Below are 25,238 nucleotides of genomic sequence, written 5' to 3' on the forward strand. Positions count from 1 at the left end.
GTCCACCTCCCCCGAGCTGCCCGCGGTGAGCCACCAGGCCAGGCTGGCCATCGGCACGCCCAGGGCCGCGACCAGCAGCGCCCCGAGCACGGCGGGCGCGGCGATCAGGCCGGCGCCGCGGAGCTCGCGCGGGGAGCGCCGGCGAGCGGCGCCCGGGCCCAGCCGGGCGAACCGCGCCCGGCCCCGGCTGCGCAGCTCGGCGGTCACGACCAGCGCGGTGACCGCCACGAGCAGCAGCGACAAGGTCGTGGGGACGAGCCGGGTGAAGCTGTTCTCCATCGAGATCGCGATCGACCGGGTGAGGGTCTCGACGCGCATGATCGCGACCGACCCGAAGTCGGCGAGCACGTAGGTGACCGCCAGGAGACCGCCGGCGGTCACGGCCGGGCGCAGTTGGGGCAGCACCACCCGGCGGAACACCGTCCGGGGCGAGTGCCCGGCGGCCCGCGCCACCTCTTCCCACGCGGGATCGAGGCCACGGAGCGCGGCGACCACCGGTAGGTAGACGTAGGGGTAGCAGCACAACGTGAGCACGAGCGCGGCGCCGGCGAAGCCCTGGACCGCGGGGACCGCGGCCAGCCAGGTGTAGGCGGCGACGTACGAGGGGACCGCCAGCGGCAGGGCGACGAGGATCGCGAACGTCCGTCGGCCCGGGAACTCGAACCGCTCGACGATCCAGGCCGCGCCGACGCCCAGGACGATGCTGCCGGCACCGACCACGGCGGCCAGGCCGAGCGTCGTCACCAGCAGGTCCCGCGTGCGCGGGCGCAGCAGGACGTCGACCATCTCCCCCGCGTTGAGCCCGGCGGCGACACCGATCAGGTGCGCCAGGGGCAGCAGCACCAGGGCGCAGGAGACGACGGCCGCCGCGAGCAGGCCGCGCGGTAGCCGCCGCCGTCCCGGCAGCGTCCCGCCGCGAGCCGCAGGGACCCCCGCCTCCGTCAGCGGCGGCAGCACCTCCGGAACCCCGGTGCCCCAGGGGGCACCGGGGTCCGGTGGCCGGCCGGCCGCACTCGGCCGCGAGGTGAGGACGTCGCTCAGGTCAGACCCACCCGGTCGAGCAGATCGAGGGTCCTGGACAGGGAGGCGAGTTCGTCGAGGTCGATGTCCGGGGAGTCCAGCTCGTCGAGCGCGGGCAGCTCGGCCGCCGTCGGCACCGCCGAGGTCATCGGGTACTCGTAGGTCTCGTTCGCGAAGTACTCCTGCGCCTGCTCCGAGAGCAGGAACTCCACGAGCGCGAGGGCGTCCGCGGACCGGTCGGTGGAGCTGACCACACCGGACCCGCTGACGTTGACCAGGGAACCGGCCTCGCCGTCCTGCAGGTAGTGCAGCTGGGCGGTGACGTTGTCGGCACCGACCTCGACGGCCCGCTCGAACCAGTAGTAGTGGTTGATCAGCCCCATCGGCACCTCGCCGGCGTCGACGGCCTCCAGGATCTCGCCGTTCTTGCTGTACACCGGCGCGTCGGTGTCGACGAGCGCCTGCACGAACTCCTCGGCGGCGTCCTCGCCCTCCTGGACGCGCAGCGCGGTCACGAAGGCCTGGAACGAGGCGTTGCCCGGCGCGATGGCGATCTGGCCGGCGAAGCGCTCGTCGACCAGCTCGGCGGTGGTCTGGGGCAGGTCCTCCTCGGCGATCAGCTCGGGGTTGTAGACGACGACACGGGCGCGGCCGGTGACCGGCACCCAGCGGCTGTCGTCGTCCGCGTACGCCTCGAACGTCTGCCCCGTGACGTCCTCGGGAAGGTCGGCGAGGCAGCCGGCGTCGGCCAGGGCCCCGAGGGCACCGGCGTCCTGGAGCAGCACGACGTCCGCCGGGCTGTCGGCCCCCTCGGCGAGCAGCTGCGCGGTGATGGAGGGCGTCGACCCGTAGCGCACGGACAGCTCGGTGCCGGTCGCCTCGGTGAACTCCTCGAGCAGCGGGGCCACGAGCTCCTCGTTGCGGCCGGAGTAGACGACCAGGGCGCCCTCGTCGACCTCCACCGCCCCGGCGTCGTCGTCGATCTCCCCGTACGCGACCGCACCGGCCTCGCAGGTGCTCTCGGGTGCGGGCGCGGCGTCGACGTCATCGGCCGAGGACTCGCCGCAGGCGGCCAGGCCCACGCCCAGGACGGCGATGGCGCCTACGGCCACCCCCCGGAGCAGCCCGGTGGATCGGCGGCGGGGCAGGACGTTCGGGGACATTCCGGGCTCCAGGCTGTTCATGGGTCAGGCCGACGTTGCTTAGGTGAGGCTAAGCATAGATCTCAGCGGGTTCTCTCCGGGGGTGGCGCGACCCCCCGCCCGGGTGGCCCCGCCGCCGCCGAGGTGCTGGTGGGACGGGAGGTCAGTAGCGTGGTGCGAGATGACTGGCCGCGCTGATCTCCGCCTCGGCATCACCGATGTCGCCCCCGTCGTGTCCTGCGGTTCGTTCTCCGCACGCGCCGTGGTGGGCGAGCACGTCCCGATCACCGCGACGGTGTTCCGCGAGGGGCACGACGCCGTCGCCGCGAACGTCGTCTGGACCTCCCCGGACGGCGAGGCCGGCCCGTTCATCCGCATGGCCAAGCTGCCCCCCGAGCCCGACCGCTGGATCGCCACGGTCGTCCCCGACCGCGAGGGCCGCTGGTCGTTCCGGATCGAGGCCTGGAGCGACCCGCTGGAGACCTGGAAGCACGCCGTCGAGGTGAAGGTGGAGGCCGGCCAGGGCGCCGACGAGCTCGCCAACGACCTCGAGGAGGGCGCGCGGCTGCTCGACCGGGTCGCCAAGGAGGCCGAGGAGGACTGGCGGGGCCGGGTCGAGGCCGCCGCGGCCGCGCTGCGCGACACCTCCCAGGAGCTCACCGTGCGCATCGCCCCCGCACTGGCGGCGGGGCTGCAGCAGTACCTGCGCGAGCACCCGGTGCGCGAGTTGGTCACCCGCTCCCCCGACCACGAGATCTGGGTCGACCGGAAGACGGCGCTCTTCGGCTCCTGGTACGAGTTCTTCCCCCGGTCCGAGGGGCCGGTCGTGGGCGGCACGCCCACGCACGGCACCTTCACGACGGCGGCCGACCGGCTGCCCGCGATCGCCGACATGGGCTTCGACGTGGTCTACCTGCCGCCGATCCACCCGATCGGCCGGGTCAACCGCAAGGGCCCGAACTCGACCCAGTTCCCCGGCGGCAACCCGCACGAGGTCGGCCCGGACGACGTCGGCTCCCCGTGGGCCATCGGCAGCGCCGAGGGCGGCCACGACGCCGTGCACCCGCAGCTCGGGACGATGGAGGACTTCCGCGCCTTCGTGGCGCGCACCCGCGAGCTGGGCATGGAGGTGGCGCTCGATTTCGCGCTGCAGGCCGCGCCGGACCACCCGTGGGTCGCCGAGCACCCGGAGTGGTTCACCACCAAGCCCGACGGCACGATCGCCTACGCGGAGAACCCGCCGAAGAAGTACCAGGACATCTACCCGATCAACTTCGACAACGATCCCGAGGGCATCTACGCCGAGTGCCGTCGCGTCCTGCAGGTGTGGATCGACGCCGGGGTGAAGATCTTCCGCGTCGACAACCCGCACACCAAGCCGCTGAACTTCTGGCACTGGCTGATCTGGGACGTCAAGCAGAGCCACCCCGACGTGCTGTTCCTGGCCGAGGCGTTCACCCGGCCGGCGATGATGCACCAGCTCGCGCGGCTGGGGTTCACCCAGTCCTACACGTACTTCACCTGGCGCACCGAGCGCGGCGAGCTCGAGGAGTACGGCCGCGAGCTGGCCGCCCACAGCCACTACATGCGGCCCAACTTCTTCGTGAACACCCCGGACATCCTCCACGAGTCGCTGCAGTTCGGCGGCCCGCCGATGTTCAAGATCCGGGCGGTGCTCGCGGCGATGATGAGCCCCACGTGGGGCGTCTACTCCGGCTTCGAGCTGTTCGAGCACGTGGCGGTCAAGCCCGGCAGCGAGGAGTACCTGGACAGCGAGAAGTACAAGCTGCGCCCGCGCGACTGGGCCGGCGCCGAGGCCTCCGGCCGGAGCCTGGCGCCGTACCTGCGCCGGCTCAACGAGATCCGTCGCGCGCACCCGGCGCTCCAGCAGCTGCGCACCCTGCACTTCCACCCGGTCGACAACCCGAACCTGCTCTGCTTCTCCAAGACCGATCCCGGGTCGCAGGACGCCGTCCTCGTCGTGGTCAACCTGTCCAGCAGGGACACCCACATCGGGACGACGGCGCTGGACCTCCCCGTCCTCGGACTGGACTGGCACGAGCGGTTCGGCGTCACCGACGAGCTCAGCGGCGCCCGGTACGACTGGGGCCAGTTCAACTACCTGGAGCTGGACCCGCACCGGGAGCCGGCGCACGTCTTCGCACTCGAGCTGCCGCGCCAGGTGCAGTTCCCCGCACCTGTCTCCTGAAGTCAGGACCCCGCCCACCCGCCGTTCGACTCGAGGGGCCGATCCTTCCGATGTCCGTTCCCGTCCCTGACTTCCCCGACAGCCGCTCCGCGCTGCCGCCTCCCGGCACGGATCCGGAGTGGTACAAGCGCGCGGTCTTCTACGAGGTCCTGGTGCGCGGCTTCGCCGACAGCAACGCCGACGGCGTCGGCGACCTGCGCGGCATGATCGACAAGCTGGACTACCTGCAGTGGCTCGGCGTCGACTGCCTGTGGCTGCCGCCGTTCTTCGCCTCGCCCTTGCGCGACGGCGGCTACGACGTCAGCGACTACACCGCGGTGCTGCCGGAGTTCGGTGACATCGAGGACTTCCAGGAGTTCCTCACCGAGGCGCACTCCCGCGGCATGCGCGTGATCATCGACTTCGTCATGAACCACACCTCGGACCAGCACCCGTGGTTCCAGGCCAGCCGCACCGACCCCGACGGCCCGTACGGGGACTTCTACGTGTGGGCCGACGACGACACCGGCTACGCGGACGCCCGCATCATCTTCGTCGACACCGAGAGCTCGAACTGGACCTTCGACCCGGTGCGCAAGCAGTACTTCTGGCACCGGTTCTTCTCACACCAGCCCGACCTCAACTTCGAGAACCCCAAGGTGCAGGAGGCGATCATCGACGCCCTGCGCTTCTGGCTGGACCTCGGCGTCGACGGCTTCCGGCTGGACGCCGTCCCCTACCTCTTCGAGGAGGAGGGGACCAACTGCGAGAACCTGCCGCGCACCCACGAGTTCCTCAAGCACGTGCGCAAGGTGGTCGACGCCGACTACCCGGACAAGGTGCTGCTCTGCGAGGCCAACCAGTGGCCGGCCGACGTCGTCGAGTACTTCGGCGAGAACGGCGACGAGTGCCAGATGGCCTTCCACTTCCCGGTCATGCCGCGGCTGTTCATGGCCGTCCGGCGGGAGCAGCGGTTCCCGATCTCGGAGATCATGGCGCAGACGCCGGACATCCCCGACAACTGCCAGTGGGGCATCTTCCTGCGGAACCACGACGAGCTGACCCTCGAGATGGTCTCCGACGAGGAACGCGACTACATGTGGGACGAGTACGCCAAGGACCCCCGCATGAAGGCCAACATCGGCATCCGGCGGCGGCTGGCCCCGCTGCTGGACAACGACACCGACACCCTCGAGCTGTTCACCGCGCTGCTGCTGAGCCTACCCGGGTCGCCGGTCCTCTACTACGGCGACGAGATCGGCATGGGCGACAACATCTGGCTCGGTGACCGCGACGGCGTCCGGACGCCCATGCAGTGGACCCCGGACCGCAACGGCGGGTTCTCCACCGCCGACCCGCAGCGGATGTACCTGCCGCTGAACCAGGACCCGGTGTACGGCTACCAGGTCACCAACGTCGAGTCCCAGCTGCGCAACACCACCTCGCTGCTGCACTGGACCCGCCGGATGATCCAGGTGCGCGGCCAGCACCCCACGTTCGGCCTGGGCACCTTCGAGGAGATCGGGTCGCGCAACCCGACGGTGCTGTCGTTCGTCCGCCGGTTCGGCGACGACGTCGTCCTGTGCGTGAACAACCTGTCCCGGTTCCCGCAGCCGGTCGAGCTCGACCTGCGCGAGTTCGAGGGCTACACACCCGTCGAGCTCACCGGCCGGGTGGAGTTCCCGCAGATCGGCGTCCTGCCCTACATGCTCACCCTCGCCGGGCACGGCTTCTACTGGTTCGAGCTGTCCAAGCCGGTGGAGCCCGAGCCCGACGAGATCGAGGACTGGGAGACCACCGGCAGCAGCGCCGTCGCCGACTCGCTGCTGGCCGGGGGCATCGTGAGCGACGCCGAGGAGACCGTCGGCGAGAACCTCCCCGAGGGCGACGCGGAGGTGACCCGGTGACCGCGCTGGCCGATCTGCTGCGCGAGTGGATGCCCGGGCAGCGGTGGTTCGGGAGCAAGGGCCGCGAGTGGGCCGGCATCACCGAGGAGGGGTTCTTCCTCGACCGCAGCGAGCCGGTCCTGTCGGTGCACCGGGTGACGATCACCTACGCCGACGGCGGCTCCGACACCTACCTGGTCCCGCTGTCCTGGCGCGACCACGCCGTCGAGGACCTGGCGTCGGCGTTCGTGGGGTCGGTGACCAACGACGGCCAGGAGTCCTTCGCCTACGACGCGATGCGCGACCGGGACGCCACGACCCCCTGGCTGATCCACCTGGCCAACGCCTCGACGGTCGGGCCGATGCACTTCCACCCGACCGGCGTCGCCCACATCCCCGAGGGGCTCCCCGGCGACGTCCTGTCCACCGAGCAGAGCAACACCTCCCTGGTCTACGGCCAGGAGGCGATCTTCAAGCTGTTCCGCCGGCTGGAACCCGGGCTCAACCCCGACGTCGAGATCCACGACGCCCTGCGGAACTCGGAGAACCCGCACATCGCGCCGCTGCTCGGGCACATCGAGATCGACGATCCCGACCCGTCCCGCCCGCCGGCGACGGTGGCGATGCTGCAGACCTTCATCCCCAACGCCAGCGACGGCTGGCGGCTGGCCACGGCCAGCTTCCGCGACCTCTACGCGGAGGGCGACCTGCACGCCGACGAGGTGGGCGGGGACTTCGCCGCCGACAGCGAGCGGCTCGGCGCGGCGACGGCGTCGGTGCACACCGACATGGCCGCCGCGCTGCCCACCCAGCCCGCCGACCGGGACTGGTTCGCACTGGTCGCCCGCCAGATGGCCGAGCGGCTCGACGCGGCGATCGAGATCGTGCCGCAGGTGGCCGAGCACGCCGACGGGATCCGGAGGCTCTACGCCGCGGTGGCCGAGAGCACCGAGCCCGTCGTCCGCCAGCGGGTGCACGGCGACCTGCACCTCGGCCAGGTGCTGCGGACGGCGACCGGCTGGATCGTGCTGGACTTCGAGGGCGAGCCCGCCCGGCCGCTGGCCTCCCGCCGCGAGCTGGACAGCCCGCTGCGGGACGTCGCCGGGATGCTGCGCAGCTTCGACTACGCGGCCCGGCACCTGCTGGTCGAGCAGCCCGAGGACGCCCAGCGCGCCTACCGGGCGCAGGAGTGGGCGGACCGGAACCGCGCCGCGTTCTGCACCGGGTACGCCGAGGCCAGCGGGCTCGACCCGTGCGGAGAGTCACCACTCCTTCGGGCGTTCGAGGCCGACAAGGCGGTTTACGAGTGCGTCTACGAGGCACGGAACCGACCGCACTGGCTGATGATCCCGCTCCACTCCCTGTCCCGGCTCACCAGTCGCGACTGACGCACACGGCACCGGAGGACGAGACGATGAGCAGCCCTGACCGAGAGGAACCGGTGGCCGGCAACGACGAGCTGCAGCGCGCCGTGGAGGACCGGGTCGCCGCGGCCGAGGCAGCCGCCGGCGGCGAGCCGGTGATCAACGCACCGGCGAAGAAGACGGCCCGCAAGGCCGCCGCCAAGAAGGCACCGGCGAAGAAGGCCGCCAAGCGGACGCCGGCGAAGAAGGTCACCGTGACCGGCAACGTCGCCCCGCCCGGCGACACCACGACCGACGAGCAGCCGAGCACCGCCTCGACGGCACCCGAGGGCGGCCCCACCACGGTGCCCCCGGTGGTCGCGCCCGCGCCGATCGCCGAGCCGGGCGACGGGACGGGCACTCCGGCCGGCCCGCCGGACCCGCCGAGCCCCGACCCCGCGGAGCCCAGCAGCCCGCAGGCTCCCGACGACGACGCCGCCGCTGCTGGTGCTGCGGGCCCCTCGCCCACCGGGCTGGCGGCTCCCGGTGAGCAGCCCAGCCTCGACGAGCCGGGCGAGGACGACCTGCGCGCCATCGTCGAGGGGTGGGCCCACGACCCGCACCGCGTGCTCGGCGCCCACCAGGCCGGGGACGGCTGGGTCGTCCGGACGCTGCGCCCGGACGCGGTCTCCGTGACGGTGCTGGACGAGGACGGCGGGCGCTACGAGGCCCGCTCCCTGCACGACGGCGGGATCTTCGAGGCGACGCTCCCCCAGCAGCCGGGCGACTACCGGATCGAGGTCGTCTACCCCGACGGCCAGGGCGGCAACAGCACGCACACCGTCGACGACCCGTACCGCTGGCTGCCCACGCTCGGCGCGATGGACGAGCACCTGATCCGCGAGGGCCGCCACGAGCGGCTCTGGGAGGTGCTCGGCGCGCACGTGCGCCGCTACGAGACGCCGCGGGGCACCGTCGAGGGCGTCTCCTTCGCCGTGTGGGCGCCGGCCGCCCGCGGGGTGAAGGTCACCGGCGACTTCGACTACTGGCAGGCGCGCGCCTACCCGATGCGGTCGCTGGGCTCCTCCGGGGTCTGGGAGATCTTCATCCCCGGGGTGCAGGTCGGCAGCCGCTACCGCTACCACGTGCTCGGCGCCGACGGGCAGTGGCGGGAGAAGTCCGACCCGCTCGCGTTCGCCACCGAGGTGCCGCCGCTGAACGCCTCGGTGGTCACCGAGTCGACCCACGAGTGGAACGACGACGCCTGGCTGGCCGAGCGGGCCGCGGGTGGCTGGCACGAGAAGCCGATGAGCGTCTACGAGGTGCACGCCGGCTCGTGGCGGCAGGGGCTCTCCTACCGGGAGATGGCCGACGAGCTCGTCGACTACGTGAAGGCGGCCGGCTTCACCCACATCGAGTTCATGCCGCTGGCCGAGCACCCCTTCGGCGGCTCCTGGGGCTACCAGGTCACCTCCTACTACGCGCCCACGTCGCGCTTCGGCAGCCCGGACGACCTGCGCTACCTGATCGACCGCGCCCACCAGGCCGGCATCGGCGTCATCGTCGACTGGGTGCCGGCGCACTTCCCCAAGGACGAGTGGGCGCTGGCCCGCTTCGACGGGACACCGCTCTACGAGCACGGCGACCCGCGCCGCGGCGAGCAACTGGACTGGGGCACGCTCGTCTTCGACTTCGGCCGCTCGGAGGTGCGCAACTTCCTCGTCGCCAACGCGCTGTTCTGGTGCAAGGAGTTCCACGTCGACGGCATCCGCGTCGACGCGGTGGCCTCGATGCTCTACCTGGACTACTCCCGCGACGAGTGGGTGCCCAACCAGTACGGCGGCCGGGAGAACCTCGAGGCGGTCGCCTTCCTGCAGGAGTTCAACGCCACCGTGTACCGCGAGGTCCCGGGCGTCGTGACGATCGCGGAGGAGTCCACCGCCTGGCCCGGCGTCACCCGGCCGACCCACCTCGGGGGCCTGGGCTTCGGCTTCAAGTGGAACATGGGCTGGATGCACGACTCGCTCTCCTACGTGGAGCGGGAGCCGGTGTACCGGAGCTACCACCACGGCCAGCTCACGTTCTCGATGCACTACGCCTACTCCGAGAACTACGTGCTGCCGATCAGCCACGACGAGGTCGTCTACGGCAAGGGCTCGATGCTGCGGAAGATGCCCGGAGACCGGTGGCAGCAGTTGGCCAACCTCCGCGCCTTCCTCGGCTACATGTGGGCTCACCCGGGCAAGCAGCTGCTCTTCATGGGCTCGGAGTTCGCCCAGGACTCGGAGTGGGCGGAGAGCCGCTCGCTGGACTGGTGGCACCTGGACGACCCGGCGCACCGGGGCATCCTGCAGCTGGTCACCGACCTGAACGCGCGCTACCGAGAGCTGGACGCGCTCTGGTCGCTCGACGTCGACCCCGCCGGCTTCCGGTGGATCGACGCGAACGACGCCGGCGGCAACGTGCTGTCGTTCCTGCGCTTCGGCACGGGGACCGAGGACGACCGTGCCGCGGTCGCCTGCGTGGTCAACTTCGCCGGCAACCCCCACCACGAGTACCGGGTGGGGCTGCCCCGCCCGGGCATCTGGCGGGAGGTGCTCAACACGGACGCCGAGGGCTACGGCGGCTCCGGGGTGAGCAACTACGGCGGCGTGGAGGCGGTCGAGGAGCCCTGGCACGGCCAGCCGTACTCGGCGACGGTGTCGGCACCCCCGCTCGGGACCGTCTGGTTCCTCCACGAGGGCTGAGCGGACACCAGGGGGTGGCGGGCGCAGGAGGACGGCGGGCGGCACTGCTTCCCGCCGTCCTCGCCTGCCTGCTGGTGCTCACCGGCTGCTCGATGGTCGTCGTGGGGCAGGCGATCCCCGCCCTCCCGCCGGTCACCGATGCCGAGCCCGGAGAGATCGAGGTCGTCGGCGCGACCGACCAGGAGGTCGACGTCCTGGCGCGCAACGCCCTGGCCGATCTCGAGACCTTCTGGGCCGAGCAGCAACCGGCCGTCTTCGGCCTGCCCTTCGAGCCACTGGAGGGCGGCTACTTCAGCGTCGACCCGGGCGACGTCGACCCGCGGCTGTACCCCACGGGGATCGGCTGCGGCGCCGACCCCCGCGAGGTGGAGGACAACGCCTACTACTGCCTCGCCCGGGAAGCACCCAACTCCGACGCGATCAGCTATGACCGGACGTTCCTCGGCGACCTCGGTGCGGACTTCGGGCGCTTCATCCCGGCGCTGGTGATGGCGCACGAGTTCGGGCACGCGGTGCAGGCGCGGGTCGGCTCGCCGGAGTTCTCGATCCTCGTCGAGACCCAGGCCGACTGCCTGGCCGGCGCCTGGTCGCGCTGGGTCGCCGACGGCGCGGCCGAGCACACGGTGCTGCGGACGAGCGAGCTCGACGACGTGCTGCGCGGCTACCTGCTGCTGCGCGACCCGGTCGGCACCAACCCGGGGCAGCCGCAGGCGCACGGCTCCTACTTCGACCGGGTCTCGGCGTTCCAGGAGGGCTTCGAGCTCGGCGCCGAGGCGTGCCGCGACAACTTCGACGTGGCCCGCCCCCTGACCCAGGACCGGTTCCGCACCGTGGGGGAGATCGAGACCGGGGGCAACGCGCCCTACGAGGTGCTGCTGGACATCGCTGCCGAGACGCTGCCCCAGGCCTGGGCGTCCGCCCTCGGCGACGACTTCCGGCCGCCGTCCGTCGAGCGGTTCGACGGCGAGGCGCCCGACTGCGCCCCGGACCCCGGGCTCGATCTCGTGTACTGCCCCGACGACGGCCTGGTCGCCTTCGACGAGACGGACCTCGCCGTCCCGGCGTACGAGGAGCTGGGCGACTTCGCCGTCGCCACCGCCATCTCCCTGCCCTACGGGCTGGCGGTGCGCGACCAGCTCGGGCTCTCCGTCGACGACGAGGACGCCGCCCGGTCGGTGGTCTGCCTCAGCGGCTGGTACGCCGAGCAGCTCTACAGCGACCCGCTCGGCGCCGACGGGATCTTCACCTCGTCGATCTCACCGGGCGACGTGGACGAGAGCGTGCAGTTCCTGCTCACCTTCGGCAGCGAGCCGGAGGTGCTCCCCGGCGTCGACCTGACGGGCTTCCAGCTGGTCGACCTGTACCGGGCCGGGTTCTTCGAGGGCCTGGACGCCTGCGGGCTGTAGACCCGTCAGAACAGCGCGGTCGTCAGCGCCCGGCGGGCCGCGGCCACCCGCGGGTCCTGGTCGCCGACCACCGAGAAAAGCTCGACGAGGTGCCGACGGGCCTGGTCGCGCTCCTCGCCGGCGGTCCGGCGGATCACGTCGAGCAGCCTGTCGAAGGCGGCCTCGATGTTGCCGGTGCCCAGCAGGAAGTCCGCGGCGCGGGTCTGCGCCGCGACGTCGTCCGGTGCGGCGTCGGCGGCGGCCAACGCGTCGGGGCCGGCCTCCTCGGCGCGCCGGAACAGCTGCACCTGCCGCAGCGCGATGCCAGCGTCGGGGTGGTCGGGCTCCTCGGCCAGGATCGCCTTGTAGGCCGCCTCCGCGGCGGCCAGGTCGCCCCGCTCGAGCGCGGCCTCGGCGGCGTCCAGCCGCGGGTCCTCCGCCGCCGGCGCCTCGCCGGCGTCGCCGGGCACGGCCCCGCCGGTGGTGGCCCGGACCAGCTCGGTGACGAACTGGCGCGCCTGCTCCTCGGGGATGGCGCCGTTGAACTCGGCGACCAGCTGCCCCTGCCAGACGGCCTTCACCGCGGGGATGCCCTGCACCCGCAGGCCCTGGGCGAGCGCGGGGTTGGCGTCGACGTCGACCTTGGCCAGGACCCAGGACCCACCGCCCTCGGCGGCGAGCCGCTCGAGCACCGGGGAGAGCTGCTTGCACGGCCCGCACCACTCCGCCCAGAGGTCCAGCACGACCGGGACCTGGAAGGAGCGGTCGAGCACCTCGGCCTGGAACGTGGCCTCGGTGACGTCGACGACCGCGCTCCCCGGGGCGCCCGCCGGGGCGGCGGCGCTCGGCGGCGGCGCCGCCTGGGCACGGGCGGCCGCCTCCGAGCGGGCCTTCACGGCGGCGAGGTCGACGGCGCCGGCCATCGCGGCGGCCATCTGCGCCTGCTGGGCCTGCGCCCGGGGGTCGGGACGTCCAGGACGGGTGGGCTGCATGCCGGCGATCATCCCACTCCGCGTCACCTCGGGCGGTGGCCGGTGAACGCCACCACCTGCTGGAACGTCGGACGGTTCTGCCAGTCGACGTCGCGCACGCCGACCACACCCGTCGCCTTGGCGCGGATGTCGTCCTGGTGCTTGTCGTAGGTCAGCTCGGCGAGCGACCCGGCGCCCTGCGCGGCCAGCGTCCGCTCGATCGCGCCGCTCAGCGACGCCCGCAGGTCCTCGGTGCACTGCGCGGCGTCGCCGCCCCCGCAGTAGCTGCGGGACCAGGCGCCGTCGTCGTCGCCGCCGAGGTCCCGGACGACGTAGCCGTACCAGGCGACGTTGTTCCAGGCCGAGCCGAGCCCCTGCCGCGGGTGGTCGTCCAGCCGCTGTGGCAGCTCGGTGACCAGGTCCCCCAGCGTGCCGCGCAGCAGGTCGTGCGCCACCGAGTCGACGCTGCCGTCCTCGGCCGCTGACTCCCACCAGGCGTCGAACAGCGCGATCGCCGCCTGGTCGTCGTAGGCGCCGTCCCTGTCCGCGTCGATCCGGTGCGCCCCGCGGGCCTGCCAGTCGCGCAGCAGCGCCGTCGCCTCGGCCAGCGCCGGGTCGTCGCCGATCGTCTCGAGCAGCGCCGGGAGCGTTTCGACGGCGCGGACGTCGACGGTCGCGGCGTCCTGCACCAGGGCAACGAGGTCCGTGGTCGTCACGCCGCCGTCGCCGACCAGCGCGTCGAGCCGGTCGGACAGAGCCAGGCTGCGCTGCACCGGACCCCAGCCCCACGTGTCGTCGGCCGCGGCCCAGCCCGGTGCGGGCTTGTTGTTCCACGAGACCAGGTAGCCCGAGGGCGGGTTCACCTGCTGCGGATGGTCCTCCGCGGCCAGCCAGCCCTGCCAGTCGTACTCCTCGCCCGCCCACCGCGGCAGGTGCGGGTCGGTGCCCTCGGCGCGCACGGGGACGAGGCCGGAGGAGTAGAACGCGATGTCCCTGTCGTCGGCGTAGAACCAGTTGAAGGTGTAGTCGATGGCCTCGGCCGCCTCCTGGAAGCTCTCGGCGTCCCGGACCCGGTCGGGGTTGCCGAACCGCTCGAACCCGATCACCGAGTCGAGCTCCCGCCCGTAGGTGCTGCGCTGCAGGACGACGCCGACCGGCTCCCCCCCGGCGGTGGTGCGCAGCTGCACGATGCCCTGCTCGGTGCGCAGCACGAGGAAGCGCAGCGTCTGCGGGGCACCGATGCCGCCCAGCGTCGGCAGCGCCACCTGCTCGTGCACGTGCCGGTCCATCGGGACGCAGCTGTCGCCGTCGAGGTAGCCCTCGGACTCCACCGTCGCCGGGCCGCCGGCCGGGTCGCACAACCGGACGACGACGGTGTCCACGTTGTCGTGGTTGGCGCTGGTGGCCGACCACGCGTAGTCGACGCCGCGGCCGAGCTGGACGACGAGGTTGGTGCCGGCGAAGGAGACGCCGCGCGCCTCGATCCCGGGGGCGACGACGGCCTGCTCGGTGAGCAGCTGCGGCGCGTAGTAACCGGTCTGCGGGCCGAAGACGGCCCGCGGCTTGCCGTCGTCGGTGTGCTCACCGGCCACGAGGGCGGCGTTGCTCATGCCGTCGCCGGCCGCGCCGAGGTCGAGCGTGCCGAACGGGCCGGTGATCCGCTTCGGCGCGGGCGCCAGGGCTCCGCCGAGCGAACCGAGCGACGGGAGCGGGATCGGGGAGCCGCCGGCGTCGGAGCCGGTGCCGGGCGCGGTCGGGCCGTCGAGATCGGGCAGCGCGACACCGGGCAGCGTCGGGTCGACCGGCGTGCCGCCCCCGTTGGGCGCGGCCTCCGATCCCGTCGTCGGCGCCTGGGGGTCGTCGGCCGAGCGCAGGTCGTCGAAGATCCGCCGTCCCTCGTCGTCCCCGAACTGCTGCTGGAGCTGCTGCAGCCAGCGGGCGTTGGCGTACTCCGCGCCGCCGCCCTTGCCGAAGATGCCGCCGACCAGCGAGGCGATGTAGACGATGTCGGCGCGGTCCCAGTCCTCCGGGAGCTTCTGCAGCGCGACGTACTCGACCGGGCAGTGCGCGCCGAGCACCAGGCCCGGGCAGAGCGCCCGCTGGCCGGCGTTGATCCCCTCGAGGTAGGCGTCGGTGGCACGGAGCAGTGCCGCGCCCTCCTCGCCGAAGCGGGCGGCGACCTCCTCGACCTGGGCGGCCGCCTCCTCCTCGGTGTAGAACGCGGTCCGGACCTGCTCCTGGTCCATCGCGATGTTCTCCTCGCTGGGGCCGAGGAACTCCGCGGCCCGGCCGGCGCCCACGTGCCGCAGCACGTCCATGAGGAACATCCGGTCCTGCGCGCCGGCGTAGCCGGAGGCCCAGGCGGCCAGCTCGCGCGTCTCCGCCTCGATGTAGGGCACCCCGAAGGCGTCCCGCCGGATGACGACGCCCTCGCGGGGGCGCTCGATGCGGACCGCGTCCTCGTCGGACAGCGTGAGCGGGGCGTCCTTGTAGAACTCGCCGAGCCGGTCCTCGGTGAGGGCATCGAGGTCGGCGGCGTTGAGCGCGTCGTACATCTCCAGCTGGTCGGAGAAGTTGACCGGTGCGTTCCGGCCGTCGACCGCCTGCCGGCCCAGCGGGTCACCGAGGATCGCGCCCACGGCGGCGGGCAGCGGCATCCCGCCCGACTGGCCGGGCGGCAGGATGTTGCGCACCCCGCCGTACTCGGTGGCCTGCTCCTCGTGGGCGACGGCGGTGTTCGGCACCGCCAGGCCGACGACCGCCACCGCCCCTGCCACCAGCACTGTTGCGATCCGCACGACGTTCCTCCGAGGTCGGGGGTATTGCCGTGCCTCAACGACACACCTACCTGTGGGTTACGTCACCGGATCCACGTCGGCCACGTCACCGGCGCCCAGCCGCACCTGGCGCAGGATCTCGAACAGCGTGACCTGCTCGGCTTCCGGCAGGTCGCCGAGCCCGAACTCGAGCTCGGTGAGCGCGCGGGTGGCGACCTCCACCACCTCGCGCCCCCGGGCGGTGATGGCGGCCAGGACGCCGCGCCCGTCGGCGGGGTTGGGCCGCCGGTCGACGTAACCGGCCGCCACCAGCCGGTCGATCGCGTTGGTGACGCTGGTGGGGTGCACCATCAGCCGGCTGCCGATGACCTTGAGCGGGAGCTCGCCGCGGCGGCTGAACGTGAGCAGCACGAGCACCTCGTACCGGGCGAAGGTCAGCCGGTGCGGCTTGAGCACCTCGTCGAAGCGGGCGAGCAGGATCTGCTGGACGCGGAAGACGCTCGTCGCGGCCCGCATCGCCGCGGCCGGGCCGAACCGTTCCTCCCACGTCTCCCCCGCGCGCTCGATCGGGTCGAACGGCAGCCCCAGCGGTCGGACCATGCGCGCGACGCTACCGGGGCGTCATGGCGCTCACCGAGATCTGCCCCCGGCCGGCATCCCCCGTCCGGGACACCGGCAGGACGCGCATTTCGCCGATGGGCCCTGTGGATACCTCCGGTCAGAGTGCTCCCGATCGGCCAGGGTGCCGGGGTGCCACCTCTGCCGCACCGCCCTCCCCCGCTGTCCGGCACCGTCTTCCGCGGCTCGACCGTGGTGCGGGACGGACTCCTCACCCGGCACCAATTGCAGAGCAGCGCATGGCGCCGTCTCTTCCCGGACGTGTACGCCGACGCCGACCTGCCGGTGACGCACGCGCTACGGGCCCGCGCGGTCCTGAACCACCTCGTCCCGGGCGCTGTCGCCGCCGGCCGCACGGCTGCCGTGCTGTGGGGCGTCGACCTCGCCGGACCGGACGACGACGTCGAGTGCATCCTGCCCCCGGGTTCGCGCGCGCGATCGATCGCCGGCACCCGCCCCAGTCGCCGCCGACTCCACCGGGACGACGTCGTCCGACGGCAGGGCCTCCTCGCGACGAGCGGCGTCCGTACGGCAATCGACCTCGCGCGCACCCGCCCGCTCGATGCCGCCGTGATAGCGGTCGACCGGTTCCTGCAGCCGGGCACAGCGCTCCTCGACGACGTCCGGGCCTCGGCCTCGGCGCTGGCGGGGCGGGACTGCCGGCACGTGCGAGACGTGGTCGGCCTCACCGACGGGCTCGCGGGGTCGCCGCAGGAGACCCGCGTCCGGCTGCTCCTCCACCGGTCCGACCTCCCGGCGCCCGTGGCGCAGTACGTGATCCGGGTGGACGGTCGCTTCGTCGCACGGGTCGACTTCGCGTGGCCCGATCTGCGACTGGCCCTCGAGTACGACGGCGCCTGGCACGGGGAGCCGGGTCAGTTCGCTCGGGACCGCGATCGGCTCAACCGGCTGACCGAAGCCGGGTGGGTGGTCGTCTTCGTGACCGCCGCAGACCTGCACCATCCCGCGGGGCTCCTGGAGCGCATCCGTTCGGCCCTCGCATCGAGATGCGCGATCGGCCGCTGACCCGCGGCCGGGAGAGCGGCTCGGCGCAGATCTCGCCGCAACGGCGTCGACGTGACCCGGTCCACATCGACCCGGTTATTCCCAGTGCCGGCGCGGCTTGTCGACCCGTCGACTGCTCGACAAGCCGCCTCCCGGGTTGAGGCCCCCTGCCCCAGTTCCTACCGTGGTCGGAGCCGGCCGGGTGGTCGTCGCCCGACGAGGGTGGCCCCGCGCCGGTACCGCCGGACGGACGCCGCCCGGGGTGCCTGCCAGGCGCCCGGCGAGCCGCGGCCACGACGCCGCCGTCCCGCCCCTCACTCCCCCATAGCCCCGTGGCCCTGTGCTGCGTCGTGCCGGGGGCCCGGCGGACGAACGGAAGGAGAGCCGCCCCATGGCGACCACTCGCCCGACCCAGTCCCGCCTCCTGCGCCGCACCGGCGCCGGCCTGCTCGCCGGCGCCGCGGCCTCCCTGACCCTGGTCGGCGTCCCGGGCACGGCCGCCGCCGTCGAGCCCGTCCCGGCGCAGGCCGCGGCACCGGCGCCCGCGCCGGCCCAGGTCGCCGTCGACACCGCCTACGCCCAGGTCGGGAAGGGCTACCAGTACGGCGGCTCCGGTCCCGACAGCTTCGACTGCTCGGGCCTGACCCAGTTCGCCTACCGCGCCGCCGGCATCGAGCTGCCGCACTCCAGCCGCGCCCAGTCGGAGATGGGCGTGACGGTGCACCCGTACGACATGCAGCCCGGCGACCTGGTCTTCTTCTACTCGCCGGTGAGCCACGTGGGCATCTACATCGGCGACTCGAAGATGGTGCACGCGGGCAGCGAGTCCACCGGTGTCGAGATCACCGATGTCGGCATGCCGGGCTTCACCGTCGCCAAGCGCATCGTCTGATCGCCGGCCGCTGCGTCCGGCTCAGTGCAGGGCCGGGCGCAGCGGCGGGACCTCGCGCACGCCGAAGACGTCCCGCAGCGCGGTGCGCGCGGCCAGGTCGCCGCACATGCCGTGCACCGCGGGCCCCGGCGGGGTGGCCGCCGACGCGAGGTACACGCCCCGCACCGGCGTCCGGTAGGTGTTCCACCGCGGCACCGGCCGGGCGAGCATCTGCCGCAGCGTCGCCTGGCCGTTGGAGATGTCGCCGCCCAGGTAGCTGGGGTTCCACTGCTCCATCTGGACGGCGGTCTTGGTGGCCCGCTCGACGATCGTGTCCTTGAAGCCGGGCGCGAACCGCTCGACCTGGTCCTCGATCGCGGCGGTCATGTCGACGTCCGACCCGTGCGGCACGTGCACGTACGCCCAGAAGATGTGCCCGCCCTCGGGCGCCCGCGACGGGTCCGGCACCGTCGGCTGCACGGCGAGCACGTAGGGCTTGTCGGTGAGCCGCCCCTCGTTCGGCGCCCGCTCCCCCGCGATCGTCTCCTCGAGATCGCCCGCGACGTGGATGGTGCCCGCCCGCCGCACGTCGGGGTTCGCCCACGGCACCGGCTCGGACAGGATCCAGTCGATCTTGAACACTCCGGCGCCGTGCTTGTACCTGCGCACCCAGCGGCGATAGCCCTCGTTGAGCCGGTCCCCGGCCATCGCGACGAAGTCGCCGGGCGAGGTGTCCAGCAGCACGGCCGGGATGCCCTCGAACTCGCCCAGGTCGGTCACGCGGTGGCCGGTCACCACCTCGCCGCCCTGCTCCTCGAGCGCGGTGACCATCGCATCGGCCAGCTTCTGGGAGCCGCCCTCGATCAGCGGCCACCCGACGTGGTGCGAGAGCATCGCCAGCAGCATGCCGAGCGCGGAGGTCAGCGGCTGGCTGAGGTCGAGCATGCCGTGCGCCGCCGCACCGGCGATGAGCGCCTGACCCTCGTCGGTGTCGAAGTACCGCTGCGAGAGCCACCGCACGTTGGGCAGCCCGGTGAGGGCGAACTTCGTGATCTGCGGAACGCTCCTCGTCGGCAGCGAGCGCAGCCGGCTGGACAGGAAGAAGTCGATGACGTCGGTGCCGTGCTCGACCAGCGGCCCGAACAGCCGGCGGTAGGCGTCGGCGTCCGCGCCCAGCCCCGCAGCTGTCTCCTCCAGCGAGCGGAAGGACAGCGCCGCCGCGCCGCCATCCAGCGGATGGGCGAAGTTGACCTCGGGGTGCACGTAGCGCACGCCGCGGCTCTCGGCGTCGAACTCCCGGAAGAACGGCGCCGCCACCGCCATCGGCTGCACGGTCGAGCACACGTCGTGGTGGAACCCCGGCCGGATCAGCTCCTCGGTGCGCATCCCGCCGCCCGGGCGCTGTCCGGCGTCGACCACCTGCACGCGCAGCCCGGCCGCGGACAGCCGCAGGGCCGCGGCCAGGCCGTTCGGGCCAGCCCCGACGACGACGGCGTCCGGTCGTCCCGCGAGCCCACTCACCCGGCGATCCTCACACGGCGCCGCGGATGCGCAAGTTCCGTGGCCCGTGAGTCGGCCTGGTGCGCCTGGGGCGACCCGCGCGCGTGCCCGTGGCCGGCCGCGCCCCGCCGGACCTAGCCTGCGCCGGTGCAGTCCTCCGTACTCCCCCCACCGACGGCCGAACCCGAGGTGCTCCGGCTCTCCCCGTCCGCCCGCCGGCGGCGGATGGCCGCCGTGCTCGTCGTCCTCGGGCTCCTCCTGGCCGGCACGGTGTGGGGGGACGACGACGAGTTCCCGTTCGGCCCGTTCCGCATGTACTCCACGCGCAACGACCCGAACACCCCCGTGATCTCCACCCGCGCCGTCGGCGTGACCGCCGCGGGCGAGGAGGTGCGGCTGTCGGGCGGCCAGGTCGGGCTGCGCCGCGCGGAGTTCGAGGGCCAGATCGGCCGGCTGCGCGAGCACCCGGAGCTCCTGGGACTGCTCGCCGAGGCCTACCTCGAGGCCAACCCGTCGGCCCCCGACCTGGTCTCGGTGCAGGTGATCCACCGCAAGTTCGGGCTGTCCGGCGGGCGCCCGACCGGCGAGTACACCGACACCGTCGTGGTCGAGCACGAGCTGGCGGACGACGAGTGAGCACCGAGTCCGGAGCGCCCGCCCTGCCGACGTCGTCGCGCTGGTGGTTCAGCCCCGTCCCGCTGGCCCGCGTCGCGGTGTTCCGCGTGCTGGCCTACCTGTTCATCCCGATCGACGTCTTCCTCACCACCGCGTGGGTGAAGGCGCACGCCGACGTCCCCACCGAGTGGTACCAGCCGGTGCTCATCGCCCGGCTGCTGCCGCTGCCCACACCGACGCACACGGTCGTGGTCGTCGTGCAGTGGGCGCTCGTCCTCGCCGCCCTGGCCGCCGCCACCGGACGGGCGCCGCGCGTGCTCGGGACGACCGTCTTCCTCCTGTACCTGGAGTGGATGGTCATCGCGATGAGCTACGGGAAGGTCGACCACGACCGGATCGCCTTCCTCGTGGCCCTCGCCGTCCTGCCGACGATCGGTCGGGCGCGGTTCCGGGACCGGCGACTGTCGGAAGCTGCGGGCTGGGCGATGGCGGCGGTGTTCGTCTCGGTCATGCTCACGTACTTCCTGGCCGCCTGGGCGAAGGTCCGGTTCGGCGGCTGGGACTGGCCCACCGGCTCCACGCTCACCCGGGCGGTGCTGCGCCGCGGCACGGACCTCGCCGACTGGACCGTGGACGTGCCGTACCTGCTGCCGTTCGCGCAGTGGGCGATCCTGATCCTGGAGTTCCTCGCCCCGCTGATGCTGCTCGTGCGCAGCGACCGGGCCAGGGTGGCGCTGGTGGCCTTCCTGATCGGCTTCCACGTGATGACCTACGCCGGCGTGCAGATCATCTTCCTGCCGCACTGCATCGCGATCCTGTCGATCCTGCCGTGGGAACGGCTGACCGCGCGGTTCGGGCGGCAGCCGGTTCAGAGCCTGGCGACGAGTTCGTCGGCGGCGCGGTAGGGGTCGGTCTCCCCGGCCACCACCTGCGCGGCCAGCGCATCCAGCGCGGTGCTGCCGCGCAGATCGCCGATCCGCTCGCGCAGGGCCGCCAGCGCGATCGCCTCGATCTCGCGGGCCGCCCGCTCGGCCCGGCGCCGCTGCCCCTCGCCGGAGGACTCCAGCCACAGCCGGTGCTCCTCGACCCGGGCCAGCACCTCGTCGATGCCGTTGTCGGTCTCCCGGGAGGCGATGGTCTTCACGATCGGCGGCCGCCAGCCACCCGGCTCGGCGTAGCGGCCACCCAGCGACTGCATGTACCGCAGGTCGCGGACCGCCTGGTGGGCGCCGTCCCGGTCGGCCTTGTTGACGACGAACAGGTCGGCGACCTCGAGGATCCCCGCCTTGGCCGCCTGGATGCCGTCCCCCATCCCGGGGGCGACCAGCACCAGGGTCGTGTCGGCGAGCGAGGCGATCTCCAGTTCCGACTGCCCCACGCCGACGGTCTCGATCAGCACGACGTCGCAGCCGGCGGCATCGAGCACGCGCAGCGCCTGCGGCGTGGCCCAGGACAGGCCGCCCAGGTGCCCGCGCGAGGCCATCGACCTGATGAAGACGCCGTCGTCACCCGCGTGGTCCTGCATGCGGACGCGGTCGCCGAGCAGCGCGCCGCCGGAGAACGGGGACGACGGGTCGACGGCGAGCACGCCGACCCGCTTGCCGGCCTGCCGCAGGCCGCGCACGAGCGCGGTCGTGGTGGTGGACTTGCCGACCCCCGGTGAGCCGGTGAGCCCCAGCACCTGGGCGTGACCGGTGTGCGGCGCCAGCGCGGCAGCGACCTCGCGCAGCGCGGGGCTGGCGTCCTCGACCAGCGAGATCAGCCGGGCGACCGAGCGCGCATCCCCCTCGCGCGCCCGGGCGACGAGGTCGGGGACGTCGACGGAGCGGCGCCCCCGCCGCCCACGAGGGGCGGCGGGGGCGTCCGTCTGGACGGCGAGGCCGTCCGAGGTCACGCCGAGGCGGGCGCGTGCAGGATCAGCGCGTCGCCCTGACCGCCGCCACCGCACAGCGCGGCGGCGCCGAGCTTGGCGCCCCGACGGCGCAGCTCGAGCGCCACGTCGAGGACCAGCCGGGCGCCGCTCATGCCGATCGGGTGCCCCAGGGCGATCGCGCCACCGTTGGGGTTCACCTTCTCGGGGTCGATGCCGAGCTCGCGGGTGGAGACGATGCCCACCGCGGCGAACGCCTCGTTGAGCTCGACGACGTCGAGGTCCTTGGGGTCGATGCCCTCGCGCTCGCAGGCCTTCTGGATGGCCCGCGACGGCTGGCTCTGCAGCGTGGCGTCCGGGCCGGCGACGACGCCGTGGGCACCGATCTCGGCGATCGGGGTGATGCCCAGCTCGGCGGCCTTGGCCGCGCTCATGACCACCACGGCGCAGGCACCGTCGGAGATCTGCGAGGCGGTGCCGGCGGTGATCGTGCCGTCCTTGGCGAAGGCGGGCCGGAGCTTGCCCAGGCTCTCCGCGGTGGTGTCGGCGCGGATGCCCTCGTCCTCGGTGAACTCGATCGGGTCGCCCTTGCGCTGCGGGATCAGGACCGGGGTGATCGACTCGGCGAAGACGCCGTCCTTGTGCGAGCGCGCGGCCTTCTGGTGGCTGGCCGCGGCGAACTCGTCCTGCTCCTCGCGGGTCAGGTTGTAGCGGGAGTTGGCCTTCTCGGTCAGCTCGCCCATCGCGACCTGGTCGAAGGTGTCGGAGAGGCCGTCGTGGGCCATCGCGTCGATCAGCTTCGTGTCGCCGTACTTGGTGCCGGTGCGCGAGTTGGCGAGCAGGTGCGGCGCCTGGGTCATCGACTCCTGGCCACCGGCGACGACGATGTCGAACTCGCCGGCGCGGATGAGCTGGTCGGCCATCGCGATGGCGGTCATGCCCGACAGACAGACCTTGTTGACGGTCAGCGCGGGCACCGACATCGGGATGCCGGCCTTGACGGCGGCGGGACGGGCCGGGTTCTGGCCGGCACCGGCCTGGATGACCTGGCCCATGATCACGTACTCGACCTGCTCGCCGGAGATGCCGGCCCGCTCGAGAGCGGCCTTGATGGCGAAGCCACCGAGATCGGCGGCGGAGAAGTCCTTCAGCGAGCCGAGGAGCCGCCCCATGGGGGTACGGGCACCGCTGACGATGACGGAGCGGGCTCGGTTGTTCTCGCTCATGGGGGGCCTCCAGTGCCGGGCCGCCGGCGCCGGCGACCGTGTCAGATGCTGCGGGCCGCGCGGGACGCGCGGCGTCGGGCTACCCACGAGGATAGGACCTGCGGTCAACGGCCCACCGAGGGGCGGAATCGGCGTCACCCGACCGTGGTCACGGCCGACCCGGAGTGTCGCCCCGGAGGGCCTCGCGGCAGGATGCCCGTCGTGACCTCCAACGACGCTGCGTCGGCCGGCCTGCCCGAGGGCCTGTTCACGACGATCGACCACGTGGGCATCGCGGTGCCCGACCTCGACGAGGCGATCGCCTTCTACGCCGAGAAGTACGGCGTGCGATCGGTGCACGAGGAGACCAACGAGGAGCAGGGCGTCCGCGAGGCGATGCTCGCGGTGGGCGACGGCGACACCCGCATCCAGCTGCTCGCTCCGCTCACCCCCGAATCGACGATCGCGAAGTTCATCGGCCGCTCCGGTCCGGGTCTGCAGCAGCTCGCCTTCCGCGTCGACGACGTCGAAGCGGTCAGCGCCACCCTGCGCGAGCGCGGCCTGCGGCTGCTCTACGACACCCCCAAGCGCGGCACGTCGGACAGCCGGGTGAACTTCATCCACCCGAAGGACGCCGGCGGCGTGCTCGTCGAGATCGTGCAGCCCGCGGCCTCCGCCCACTGACCGATTCGGAACCTGGTGTTACCCGTCGGTAACATCACGCCACCGCTTAGACGACCCAGGAGTTCGCGTGAACGAGATCAGGGACGCCATCCTCGCCGACCAGCTGGACGCGCTGGGGGGCCTGGCTGTGCCGGAGTCCTACCGCGCCGTGGTGGTGCGCAAGGACGAGCAGGACATGTTCGAGGGGGTGGCCACCAGGGACAAGGACCCCCGCAAGTCGCTGCACGTGCAGGAGGTCGCCACCCCGGAGCTGGGCCCCGGTGAGGCGATCGTCGCCGTCATGGCGTCGTCGGTGAACTACAACACCGTCTGGACGTCGATCTTCGAGCCGGTCTCGACCTTCGGCTTCCTCGAGCGCTACGGCCGCCTCTCGGAGCTGACCAAGCGCCACGACCTGCCCTACCACGTGGTGGGCTCCGACCTCGCCGGCGTCGTGCTGCGCGTGGGCCCGGGTGTCAACAAGTGGAAGCCGGGCGACGAGGTCGTCGCGCACTGCCTCTCGGTGGAGCTCGAGGACCCGGCCGGCCACGACGACACGATGATGGACCCGCAGCAGCGGATCTGGGGCTTCGAGACCAACTTCGGCGGCCTCGCCGACCTGGCGCTGGTCAAGAGCAACCAGCTCATGCCCAAGCCCGCCCACCTCTCCTGGGAGGAGGCCGCGGCGCCCGGGCTGGTCAACTCCACCGCCTACCGGCAGCTGGTGAGCAAGAACGGCGCCAACATGAAGCAGGGCGACACGGTCCTGATCTGGGGCGCCTCCGGCGGCCTGGGCTCCTACGCGACCCAGATGGCGCTCAACGGCGGCGCCATCCCGGTCTGCGTCGTCAGCAGCCCGGAGAAGGCCGAGATCGTCCGGCGGATGGGCGCCGAGCTGGTCATCGACCGCTCCGCCGAGGGATACAAGTTCTGGAAGGACGAGAACACCCAGGACCCCAAGGAGTGGCAGCGCTTCGGCAAGAAGATCCGTGAGCTGACCGGCGGCGAGGACGTCGACATCGTCTTCGAGCACCCCGGCCGGGAGACCTTCGGCGCGAGCGTCTACGTCGCCAAGAAGGGCGGCACGATCGTCACCTGCGCCTCGACCAGCGGGTACATGCACCAGTACGACAACCGGTACCTCTGGATGAACCTGAAGAAGATCCTGAGCTCGCACTTCGCGAACTACAAGGAGGCGTGGGAGGCCAACCGGCTCATCGACAAGGGCCTCATCCACCCGACGCTGTCGAAGGTCTACCCGATCGAGGAGGTCGGGCAGGCCGCCCTCGACGTCCACAAGAACGCCCACCAGGGCAAGGTCGGCGTGCTGACGCTGGCCCCCGAGGAGGGGCTCGGCGTCAAGGACGCCGAGAAGCGCGAGAAGCACCTCGAGGCGATCAACCGCTTCCGCGGGGTCTAGTCGAGACCCTGC

The 25,238-nt window shown here is 72.7% G+C and carries 19 protein-coding genes; 11 read left to right on the plus strand and 8 right to left on the minus strand.

Annotated elements, in window-relative coordinates; all coding sequences use genetic code 11:
* On the minus strand, positions 1-957 hold a 957-nt coding region (locus A6V29_RS17445; RefSeq protein WP_137161484.1), incomplete at its 3' end, for an ABC transporter permease.
* A gap of 80 nt (positions 958-1,037) precedes the next feature.
* Complete coding sequence (locus tag A6V29_RS17450; RefSeq protein ID WP_170977937.1) at positions 1,038-2,183, minus strand: extracellular solute-binding protein; 1,146 nt, start codon at positions 2,181-2,183, stop codon at positions 1,038-1,040.
* Positions 2,184-2,343: 160 nt separating this feature from the next.
* On the opposite strand from A6V29_RS17450, the gene A6V29_RS17455 reads away from it, so the two are divergent.
* From A6V29_RS17455 to A6V29_RS17475, 5 genes are read left to right on the plus strand one after another with little or no spacing between them, the layout of a single operon-like run.
* A complete protein-coding gene (locus A6V29_RS17455; protein WP_137161486.1) occupies positions 2,344-4,371 on the plus strand; it encodes an alpha-1,4-glucan--maltose-1-phosphate maltosyltransferase in 2,028 nt (675 codons plus the stop codon).
* Positions 4,372-4,421: 50 nt separating this feature from the next.
* The gene (gene treS, locus A6V29_RS17460; protein ID WP_137161487.1) at positions 4,422-6,257 is read left to right on the plus strand and encodes a maltose alpha-D-glucosyltransferase; all 1,836 of its coding nucleotides are present in this window, start codon (positions 4,422-4,424) and stop codon (positions 6,255-6,257) included.
* Positions 6,254-7,624: a maltokinase N-terminal cap-like domain-containing protein gene (locus A6V29_RS17465; protein ID WP_137161488.1), complete on the plus strand. Its 1,371-nt coding sequence runs from the start codon at positions 6,254-6,256 to the stop codon at positions 7,622-7,624. The genes treS and A6V29_RS17465 overlap by 4 nt, the downstream gene beginning before the upstream one ends.
* Before the next feature lie 26 nt (positions 7,625-7,650).
* Positions 7,651-10,326: a 1,4-alpha-glucan branching protein GlgB gene (glgB, locus tag A6V29_RS17470; RefSeq protein ID WP_212719553.1), complete on the plus strand. Its 2,676-nt coding sequence runs from the start codon at positions 7,651-7,653 to the stop codon at positions 10,324-10,326.
* Between the two features lie 14 nt (positions 10,327-10,340).
* Complete coding sequence (locus A6V29_RS17475; RefSeq protein ID WP_137161489.1) at positions 10,341-11,732, plus strand: neutral zinc metallopeptidase; 1,392 nt, start codon at positions 10,341-10,343, stop codon at positions 11,730-11,732.
* A gap of 5 nt (positions 11,733-11,737) precedes the next feature.
* On the opposite strand, the gene A6V29_RS17480 is transcribed toward A6V29_RS17475, so the two are convergent.
* Genes A6V29_RS17480 through A6V29_RS17490 form a run of 3 tightly spaced genes read right to left on the minus strand, consistent with a single transcriptional unit; the run spans position 11,738 to position 16,059 of the window.
* Entirely contained in the window at positions 11,738-12,703 is a 966-nt protein-coding gene (locus A6V29_RS17480) for a tetratricopeptide repeat protein (protein ID WP_170977938.1), read from the minus strand.
* A gap of 23 nt (positions 12,704-12,726) precedes the next feature.
* Positions 12,727-15,480 carry a penicillin acylase family protein gene (locus A6V29_RS17485; protein ID WP_137161490.1) on the minus strand — a complete coding sequence of 918 codons (2,754 nt, stop codon included), beginning with the start codon at positions 15,478-15,480 and terminating at the stop codon, positions 12,727-12,729.
* Positions 15,481-15,537: 57 nt separating this feature from the next.
* Positions 15,538-16,059: a MarR family winged helix-turn-helix transcriptional regulator gene (locus A6V29_RS17490; RefSeq protein ID WP_137161491.1), complete on the minus strand. Its 522-nt coding sequence runs from the start codon at positions 16,057-16,059 to the stop codon at positions 15,538-15,540.
* Between the two features lie 150 nt (positions 16,060-16,209).
* Between A6V29_RS17490 and A6V29_RS17495 the strand changes: the two genes are divergently transcribed.
* Both A6V29_RS17495 and A6V29_RS22005 read left to right on the plus strand, forming a co-directional pair.
* A complete protein-coding gene (locus tag A6V29_RS17495; RefSeq protein WP_137161492.1) occupies positions 16,210-17,103 on the plus strand; it encodes an endonuclease domain-containing protein in 894 nt (297 codons plus the stop codon).
* A gap of 370 nt (positions 17,104-17,473) precedes the next feature.
* Positions 17,474-17,974, plus strand: a complete 501-nt coding sequence (locus A6V29_RS22005) for a C40 family peptidase (RefSeq protein WP_137161493.1) — start codon at positions 17,474-17,476, stop codon at positions 17,972-17,974.
* A gap of 21 nt (positions 17,975-17,995) precedes the next feature.
* Here the strand turns inward: A6V29_RS22005 and A6V29_RS17505 are convergent, their stop codons facing one another.
* The gene (locus tag A6V29_RS17505) at positions 17,996-19,474 is read right to left on the minus strand and encodes a phytoene desaturase family protein (RefSeq protein WP_137161494.1); all 1,479 of its coding nucleotides are present in this window, start codon (positions 19,472-19,474) and stop codon (positions 17,996-17,998) included.
* 126 nt (positions 19,475-19,600) lie between these two features.
* Here A6V29_RS17505 and A6V29_RS17510 point away from each other — a divergent pair, with 126 nt between their 5' ends.
* The gene (locus A6V29_RS17510; protein ID WP_137161495.1) at positions 19,601-20,089 is read left to right on the plus strand and encodes a hypothetical protein; all 489 of its coding nucleotides are present in this window, start codon (positions 19,601-19,603) and stop codon (positions 20,087-20,089) included.
* The gene (locus A6V29_RS17515) at positions 20,086-20,973 is read left to right on the plus strand and encodes an HTTM domain-containing protein (protein ID WP_249933316.1); all 888 of its coding nucleotides are present in this window, start codon (positions 20,086-20,088) and stop codon (positions 20,971-20,973) included. The genes A6V29_RS17510 and A6V29_RS17515 overlap by 4 nt, the downstream gene beginning before the upstream one ends.
* On the opposite strand, the gene meaB is transcribed toward A6V29_RS17515, so the two are convergent.
* Complete coding sequence (gene meaB / locus A6V29_RS17520) at positions 20,937-21,962, minus strand: methylmalonyl Co-A mutase-associated GTPase MeaB (protein ID WP_137161496.1); 1,026 nt, start codon at positions 21,960-21,962, stop codon at positions 20,937-20,939. The genes A6V29_RS17515 and meaB overlap by 37 nt on opposite strands.
* Positions 21,959-23,164 (minus strand): acetyl-CoA C-acetyltransferase, encoded by a 1,206-nt coding sequence (locus A6V29_RS17525; protein WP_137161497.1) that lies wholly within the window; start codon positions 23,162-23,164, stop codon positions 21,959-21,961. Before A6V29_RS17525 ends, meaB begins: the two co-directional genes overlap by 4 nt.
* Before the next feature lie 201 nt (positions 23,165-23,365).
* Between A6V29_RS17525 and mce the strand changes: the two genes are divergently transcribed.
* Positions 23,366-23,827, plus strand: coding sequence for a methylmalonyl-CoA epimerase (gene mce / locus A6V29_RS17530; protein WP_502700112.1), 462 nt, complete (start codon positions 23,366-23,368; stop codon positions 23,825-23,827).
* 67 nt (positions 23,828-23,894) lie between these two features.
* A complete protein-coding gene (gene ccrA / locus A6V29_RS17535; protein ID WP_137161499.1) occupies positions 23,895-25,226 on the plus strand; it encodes a crotonyl-CoA carboxylase/reductase in 1,332 nt (443 codons plus the stop codon).
* Positions 25,227-25,238 lie beyond the last annotated feature (12 nt).

The sequence above is a fragment of the Blastococcus sp. CCUG 61487 genome, assembly GCF_005222955.1.
In the GTDB taxonomy this organism is placed as follows: Bacteria; Actinomycetota; Actinomycetes; order Mycobacteriales; family Geodermatophilaceae; genus Blastococcus.